Here is a 7,455-nt window from a genome sequence, read left to right as displayed (position 1 = left end):
GGTCGGCGCGAGCGGCTTCTCGATCACGGTGGGGATGCCGGCACCCAGCAGCGCGAGGCCGAGCTCGACGTGGGCGTCGTCCCTGGCGGTCACGACCGCCAGGTCGATGCCGTCCTCGGCGGCGACCAGCTCCGCGACGCTCCGGTGGAGCGTGGCGTCGGGCAGGGCCTGTCCGGCGGACTCGGCGGACCCGTCGGAACGGGCGACGACCGCCGTGATCCGGTACTCGGGCAGCGACCCCAGGAGCGGGACGTGCAGCCCGCGCGCGATCCCGCCGAAGCCGACGAGCGCCGTCCGGAGCACGCGGCCCTCCTCGTCGGCGCTCATCGCGCCACCGTCCCGGTCGACGCCGCCCACTGCGCGACCTCGGGCCGGTCGGCGAACCGCCGGCCGATGCGCTCGTACCCGACGGTGTCGGGGTGCAGGCCGTCGGGGAGGTGGTCGAGGTCCTGCTCGCCGAACAGCGCCAGGCCGTCCAGGTAGTTCAGGTTCGGATCCGTCGCTCGCCGCTGCTCCACCGCGGCCCGCAGGATGCTTCGCACATCCCGCAGGGTCAGCGCTCCGGTCAGCGCCGCCGGCAGCGACGACGGCACCGGGAACAGCCCGCGCGCCGGGTCGAAGCCGAGCGGGCCGGGGGTGTCCTCGTGCATGGGGCAGAGGATCGGCGAGATCACCAGGATCGGCGTCGCCGGCTTCGCCTCGCGGATGGTGTCGAGGAACCCGTGCAGGGCCGGGACGAAGGTCCGTCGCTTCAAGGTGTCGCCGTTGACCACGTTGATCCCGATCTTGATGCTGATCAGGTCGGCGGGCGAGTCCCGCATCATCCGCGCGACGAACTGGTCGAGGTGCGCGTTGCCGCCGAGCCCGAGCGACGTGAGGTCGAGACCGAGTCGCCGCGCGGCGATCACCGGCCACACCCCGAGCGGGGAGTCCGCCTCGGACGACTGGCTGATCGAGCTGCCGTAGTGGGTCCAGCGCCTCCCTACGGCCCGCGGCGAGGGCTTCAGGGGGGCGTCCGCGACGACCGCCTGGATCTCGACTCCTGCGGTGTTCGGGAGCCAGATCTCGACGGTGCGCGTGTCAGCAACGGCGCCGAGGTCGAACCGATGCGTCACCGGTTCGCCGTCGACCCGGTCGTACCGCGGGATCCCGGGACCGATGAGCCGGTTGATCGCACCGCTGCGGTCGGTGCTCGTGCCGACGGTCGTGGCGCCGACGGTCGCGACGAACAAGGCCGGGTCCTGCGCCGGATCCGCACCGGGGAACATCGTGCGATCGGTCAGCGCCGTCAGCGCGATCCAGGTCGCGCTGGTGACGAAGGACAGCCGCACGCCCGACGTCGTGTTCCCGAACAGACGGAGGATCGGATCATCCACCTGGGCCAGCGCCCAGTCCGGAAGCCGGACAGGGCGGCAGCCCGTCGGGCTGTCCACGACCGTCGCAGCGCCGTGCACCGCGCTCCGGATCAGGGTCCGGGTCGCGTCATCCATGTCGGTCGGCTTCCTGCCGGGCCTCGAGCCCGTCAGCTCTTGAGGCCACCGGCGTAGCCCTGGATGAACCGCTTCTGCGCGAACACGTAGAACGCGAGGATCGGGATCATCGAGACGATCACCACGGCGAAGATCAGGTTCCACTGGGAGACCAGCGAGCCGACGTAGTTGTACATGACCACCGGCAGCGTCTGCCACTCGGTGCCGTTCAGGAAGATCAGCGCCGTGAAGAAGTCGTTCCAGCAGATCAGGCCGGCGAGGATCGCGACCGTGCCGGTGGCCGGCGACATGAGCGGGAACACGACCCGCGCGAACACCTGGAGGCGGTTCGCGCCGTCGATCGTGGCGGCCTCCTCGTACTCGCGGGGGAGCCGGCGGAAGAAGCCGGTGTACAGGAAGACCGACAGCGGCAGCAGCTGGCCGCTGTAGATGAGGATCATCCCGATCGGGTTGCCGACGAGGCCGAGGTTCCGTGCGCCGATGTAGAGCGGCAGCGTGCCGAGCTGGGTCGGCAGGATGATGGCGATGAGGAACAGGTAGTAGGTGCGGTTGCCCCACTTCCGGGTCGTGCGGGAGAGCACGTAGGCGGTGATGGACCCCAGCGCGATCAGGCACAGGATCGTGCCGCCGGTGATCAGCAGACTCGTGCCGAGCCCGGCGAAGATGTTGCCGGAGGAGCTCGACGCGGGGGAGAGCAGCGTCACGAAGTTCTGCAGCGTGGGCTGGCCCGGCAGCGCGAAGGCGGAGCTCTTCAGCACCTGGTCACCGGTCTTGAACGCGGTGACGAGCAGGATCCAGAAGGGCAGCAGCATCACGATCGCGGCGATGATCGTCACGATCTCGATGACGAGGGTGGCCCGGGTGTAGCGGAACATCCGTCAGGCTCCGATCTCGGTGCGGTCACGGGTGACGCGCTGCTGCGCGATCGTGAAGATGAGGATGAGGGCGCTCAGCATCAGTGCCATCGCGGCGCCGAAGCCGAACTGCTGGTACGTGAAGGTCTGCTGGTAGATCTCGCTCGCGAGCGTCTGCGTGGCGTTGTCCGGGCCGCCACCGGTCAGGGCGGCGACCTGGTCGAACACCCGGAGGCCCTGGATGAGGCTCAGGGTCGTCGCGATGGCGATCGACGGCTGGATCATCGGCAGCGTGATGCTGCGGAACCGCCGCCAGGTGCCGGCGCCGTCGAGCGCAGCGGCCTCCTCGAGCTCCGGCGGGACGGTGGCGAGGCCCGCGAGGTACGTGACCATGACGAAGCCGATGTTCTGCCAGACCATCACGGTGAGCACGCAGCCGAGGGCGAGCGCCGGGCTCGCAAGCCAGTCCTGCTGCAGCCCCTTGAGGCCGACCGCGCCGAGGGTCTGGTTGAGGGGCCCGTCGAACGCGAAGATGAACTTCCAGACGAAGGACACCGCGATCGGGCTGAGCACGACCGGCATGAAGATCAGCGTGCGGAGGATGTAGCGGGTCTTCAGGGTGCGGTTCAGCGCCAGCGCGAACAGGATGCCGATGACGTTGCTGAACACCAGGTAGCCGATGGCGAGGCCCAGCGTGTTCGTGAGGGAGCCGAGCAGCTCCGGTGTGCGGAAGATGCGCACGAAGTTGTCGATACCGATGAAGTCGAACGACCCGATCCCGGACCAGTTCGTGAAGGCGAAGAACGCCCCCGACACCGTGGTGACGTAGATCGTGGTGCCGGTCAGCAGCACCGCCGGGATGCACCACCACCAGTACCCGTATGCGACCCGTGCCGGCCCGGTCCGTCGGCCTCGTGCCGGCGCCGGCTCGGCGGCGACTGCGGCGGGGACCCGGCCCTGGGTGGCTGTCATCTCGGTCAACCTCGACCTCTCAGAAGTGTGGGGGAACGGGGAACGGGGTGGAGCGTCCGAGGACGCTCCACCCCGGAGGGATCAACCCCAGTCGGTGTCCATCTGCTGCAGCACCTGTGCCGCGGTCTTCTGGCCGTTCAGGATGCCCTGGATGCCGGCGCCGAGGTCATCGTTCACCTTCCCGTTCGCCCATTCCAGGGGCGGGAACGACCGGGTGTCCCCGGAGATGACGACCGGTGCCACGTCCTGGTAGGTCGAGGGCAGCTGGCTCGCGTCCTTGGATCCGATGGGGAAGCCGGTGCCGGTGGAGATGATCTTCTGGCCCTCGGGGCTCGCGATGTAGGCGAGGAACTCCTCGACGAGCTTCGGGCTCTTCGTCTTGGCGCTCGCCGCGATGGCCTCGTCCGAGCTGACCGAGGCGTACGTCTTCACGCCGGCCGGGGCCGGGAAGGGGAGCACGGTCAGCTTCACGTGGCCGCCGGAGGCCGCCTCGATGCTCGCGGCCGCGCCGCCGGGGGCGAAGAAGCCGAAGAGCTTGCCCGAGCTCGAGCCGTTCGTCAGGGCGTCGAAGCCCGCGCCGCCGGCACCGGGCTGGAAGCAGCCCTTGTCGCTCAGCGTCTTGATCGCGTTCAGCGCGTCGGTCCAGCCCTGGGTCGTGGCGAACTTCACCTTGCCGGCGTTGCGCTCGGCGTTCCACTTCGGGTCGGGCCCGTAGACCGTCGACGTGGCGATCTCGTGGGCGAGGATCGACGTGTTCGCGGGGATCGAGCCGGCGAGGCCGAAGAGGGACTTGCCCTTCGCCTTGGCGGCGGCGCAGCCGTTGAGCACCTCGTTGAACGTGGAGGAGCCGGTGAGGCTGATGCCCGCGCCCTTCGCGGCGACGTCGTTGTAGATGATGCCGTTGACGCCGCTGCCGCGGGAGACCGCGTAGACCTTGCCGCCGTAGGAGAACTGGTCGATGCCGGCGGGCGCGAGGTCCGTCTTGATCTGCGGGTTCGCCAGCTCGAGCAGGAGGCCCGCCTTGGCGAAGGGCTGGATCGAGTCCGCCTGGCCGATGCCCGACTCCGCCTCGAACGCGTCGGGAGCGTTGCCGCCCTGGATCCGCGTGGCGATCGCCTGGGCGTAGCTCTCCGCGGGGAGCTTCTGGAACTGGATGGTGACGCCCGGGTGGGCCTTCATGAACGCGTCGGCGACCTGACGGGCCGAGGTGTCGCTCGTGTTCGCCTCTGAGAACGCGAACGAGAACGTCTGCGGCTCCTTGGCGGAGGAGCTCGCGGACGCGCCGCCGCTCCCGCTGGAGCAGGCGGCGAGTGAGACGCCGACCGCCGTGGCGACAGCGAGCGCTGCTACCTGGCGGACTCGCCTCGTCGTGTGCTGTGGCATGACAAGCCTTCCAATAGACCTCTTCGTCTGACCGGCCGCGGGGAGGTGCCGGCCGATTCCCCTCTCGGGACACGGGTAGCGTCGCAGAGGTTTCGCTGGAAATCAACATAATAGTTGCGGATCCTCGGCATAAGGAAACCAAGGGTCCCCGGCTATCCCGGCGGGAGCGTCGCCAGCAGCGTCACCGGGCCCGTGAGCCCGGCCGGTCGGATCGGGGCGTCCGGCTCATACACGGAGGCGACCGGCGCGAAGATCTCCCCGGTGGGCTGCCGGGCCTCCGCGATGAGCCGATTCATCCAGGTGCCCGCGACCTCGACGACGATCCGGTTGGCCCCGGCACGGATCGCGTCCGTCACGTCGCACTCGAACGGCGTGGTCCAGGTGGTCCCGCACACCGTGCCGTTCACGCTGACCCGGGCGACGTCCCCGACGTCGGTGAGCTGCAGCACCACCCGCTGCGGCCGCCACCCGTCGGGGAGGCGGACCGTGCCCGTGTAGCGGCCGGTCCCGGCGAAATCGTCGGCGCCCAGGTCCGTCCACGAGCGCGGGCCGTCCTCGAGCCGAAGCGGTGCGCGATCGGGCAGCTCGAGCGTCCATTCGGCGTCAGCAGGCACGGTCCGGATCTCGCCGGGCGGGTCGAGCGGACGGTCGTCGTCCACCAGGAGAACCGATTCGAGCGGCCCGAGCCGCAGACGGTACCGATGCCCCGAGGCATCGACCTCGCCTGCGGTCAGGGGCTCGCGGCGCAGAGACACCGGGTCCCACCGCACGAGCGGGGCGGTGGAGCGGATGTCCACGAGCCGCTCCCGGGGCTCGCCGTTCGCGACGAAGGTGATCTCGCACCCGTCGAGCCGGCGGCCGATCCAGCGCACCCCGTCGCCCTCGACGATCCGGGCCGGCCGGAAGCCGATCCGGCGCAGCGCCTCGGCGACGTCCGCAGTCTCGACCACCCGTCCGGCGCCGTCCGGCGCGTCCCAGATCGCCGACACCAGCCGGGCGTGCTCCTCCGGGGTGTCCGCCAGCGATGGCGTGCCCGTCGGCCGCTCGCCGATGACGGTGGCCCCGTCCCGAACGAGCGCCGCGAGCCGGCGGAGGGCGCGGCAGGTCATGAAGCGGCTGGAGCCGGCGAGCACGAGCGCCCGATAGCGGGCGCCCGGCACGACGAGGTCGCCGTCGACGACGGTCGTCACCGACTCGAGCGCCTCCAGCCCGATGTAGTCGAAGCCGATCTCCGGTGGCACCGTCGTGTCGGGCTCCTCGCCGAACAGCGCGGTGAGCGGGGCCTCCTCCCCGGGGAAGACCGCGAGGTCCACCGCGGGGGTGCCCGCATTGAGCACCGCTGAGCAGCGGGCGAGGTAGTCGATCCACGGCCCGGCGAGCTCGGCCCAGGGCTCCGAGCGCACGAACGCCTGCCCGAGGAACGGGGCGAGTCCGATGCCGGGCGGCGGTGTGCCGACGGGTTGGTGCGGGGACGTGTGGATGCAGAACCGGGTGACGCCGAGCGCGAGCTCGAGGTCGGCGACGTGCTTGAGGTGGCGGGGCGAGTAGCTCCAGGGCCGGTGGAACGCGGTCATCGACTCGGCGCCGGTCCAGCGCTTGCCGTACACGTGCGCGACCGACGACGCGCCCTTCAGGTCCGCCACGTAGGTCGGCGCGGGGGAGCCGGTGCCGGGATCGAACAGCCACATCGCGCCCATCGGCACATCCGCGGCGGCGCGCATGGCGAGGTCGTCGCCGAGCTGCGGCCGGTGGTCCTCGAGCGCCTCGGCGTAATAGATGAGTCCGCGGCGATGGGCCTCGTCCCGGATGGTGCCGTAGTACTGCTCGGCGACCAGGTCGGCGATCGTGCGCCGCAGGTCGAACAGGAACCGATCGGTGGCGGCGGCGTCCCGCACCACGAGCCCGGCCACGGCGGGCAGCCACCGCAGCAGGTCGTACCCGCGGCGATCCGCGAACTCCTCCCGCAGCCGCGGTGTCCAGTTCTGCGGCCCGGACTCGATGCTGTCGCTGAGCAGGCCGTGCAGCGCGCCCGCCGGCGTCGCGATCGCGAGGTACGCGTCGAGGTGGCGCCGCACCGCGGCCCCGTCGAGCTTGTCGACCTCCAGGCCGGTCGCCTCGGCGGGAGCGGGCCCGTTGGTGCTGCCGGTCAGGGACGCACCGAACCGCAGCACCCGCCAGTCGCCCCGCGGCGGGGTCCAGCGCAGGACCCCGTCGGCGTCGACGAGCGCCGTGACGTCGGCGACGCCGTCCGGGTCGACCGCGGCATGCGCGTCCGGTCCGCCGTTCGCGGCGAAGTAGTCCTGGAGGATCCCGAACCCCGCCTTGCACTCGGCCGCGTGCACCCGGGCGTCGCCGAAGAGCGCGAGCTCGCTGATCGTGAAGCGGTCGACTCCGCGCAGCACCGGCGGCACGCGCACCCCCGCGGCGAGCCGAGGGAGGGCCGACGCGGCGGTGGCCCCGGTGAGCCGCAGCCGGAAGCGGCGAGCGGTCGCCGGTGCGAACGACGCGGTGCGCACCGGCACGCCGGTCGCGGCCAGTACGGCGACCGGCTCCCACGAGGCACCGTCATCGCTGCGCTCGAGCACCGCCTCGGGCGTGGGCGCGGCGCCGAAGCCGCCCGGTCCCGGCAGCCCCGCGGTGACGGACGCGACGGTCGTGGGCTCCGTGAAGCGGTACTCGACCCAGGCCTCGGACGGCGCATCCGCCGCCCGGGGGAGTGACACCGCCGCGCCGAATGCGCCGTCACCGAGCCGCTC

Annotated in this window: 6 protein-coding genes; all 6 read right to left on the bottom strand. The window is 71.3% G+C overall.

Annotated features, from left to right (window positions below; all coding sequences use genetic code 11):
- On the bottom strand, positions 1-327 hold a 327-nt coding region (locus VIG76_RS08325), incomplete at its 3' end, for a Gfo/Idh/MocA family oxidoreductase (RefSeq protein ID WP_331953044.1).
- Complete coding sequence (locus VIG76_RS08320) at positions 324-1,490, bottom strand: GDSL-type esterase/lipase family protein (protein ID WP_331953042.1); 1,167 nt, start codon at positions 1,488-1,490, stop codon at positions 324-326. The genes VIG76_RS08320 and VIG76_RS08325, both read right to left, overlap by 4 nt.
- 32 nt (positions 1,491-1,522) lie before the next feature.
- Complete coding sequence (locus tag VIG76_RS08315; protein WP_331953040.1) at positions 1,523-2,365, bottom strand: carbohydrate ABC transporter permease; 843 nt, start codon at positions 2,363-2,365, stop codon at positions 1,523-1,525.
- Positions 2,366-2,368: 3 nt separating this feature from the next.
- A complete protein-coding gene (locus tag VIG76_RS08310) occupies positions 2,369-3,316 on the bottom strand; it encodes a carbohydrate ABC transporter permease (RefSeq protein ID WP_331953038.1) in 948 nt (315 codons plus the stop codon).
- Positions 3,317-3,397: 81 nt separating this feature from the next.
- A complete protein-coding gene (locus VIG76_RS08305) occupies positions 3,398-4,699 on the bottom strand; it encodes an ABC transporter substrate-binding protein (protein ID WP_331953036.1) in 1,302 nt (433 codons plus the stop codon).
- Between the two features lie 152 nt (positions 4,700-4,851).
- The coding region (locus VIG76_RS08300; protein ID WP_331953034.1) for a glycosyl hydrolase at positions 4,852-7,455 on the bottom strand (2,604 nt) is incomplete at its 5' end.

Source organism: Amnibacterium sp. (genome assembly GCF_036559085.1).
Lineage (GTDB): Bacteria > Actinomycetota > Actinomycetes > Actinomycetales > Microbacteriaceae > Amnibacterium.
Note: the sequence above shows the minus strand (reverse complement) of the source record. Positions and strands in the feature narration are given on the sequence as shown.

Bases quoted from the DNA above. Each gene is read 5' to 3' on its own strand.
- VIG76_RS08320 (WP_331953042.1), bottom strand. From the start codon at position 1,490: ATGGATGACGCGACCCGGACCCTGATCCGGAGCGCGGTGCACGGCGCT.
- VIG76_RS08315 (WP_331953040.1), bottom strand. From the start codon at position 2,365: ATGTTCCGCTACACCCGGGCCACCCTCGTCATCGAGATCGTGACGATC.
- VIG76_RS08310 (WP_331953038.1), bottom strand. From the start codon at position 3,316: ATGACAGCCACCCAGGGCCGGGTCCCCGCCGCAGTCGCCGCCGAGCCG.
- VIG76_RS08305 (WP_331953036.1), bottom strand. From the start codon at position 4,699: ATGCCACAGCACACGACGAGGCGAGTCCGCCAGGTAGCAGCGCTCGCT.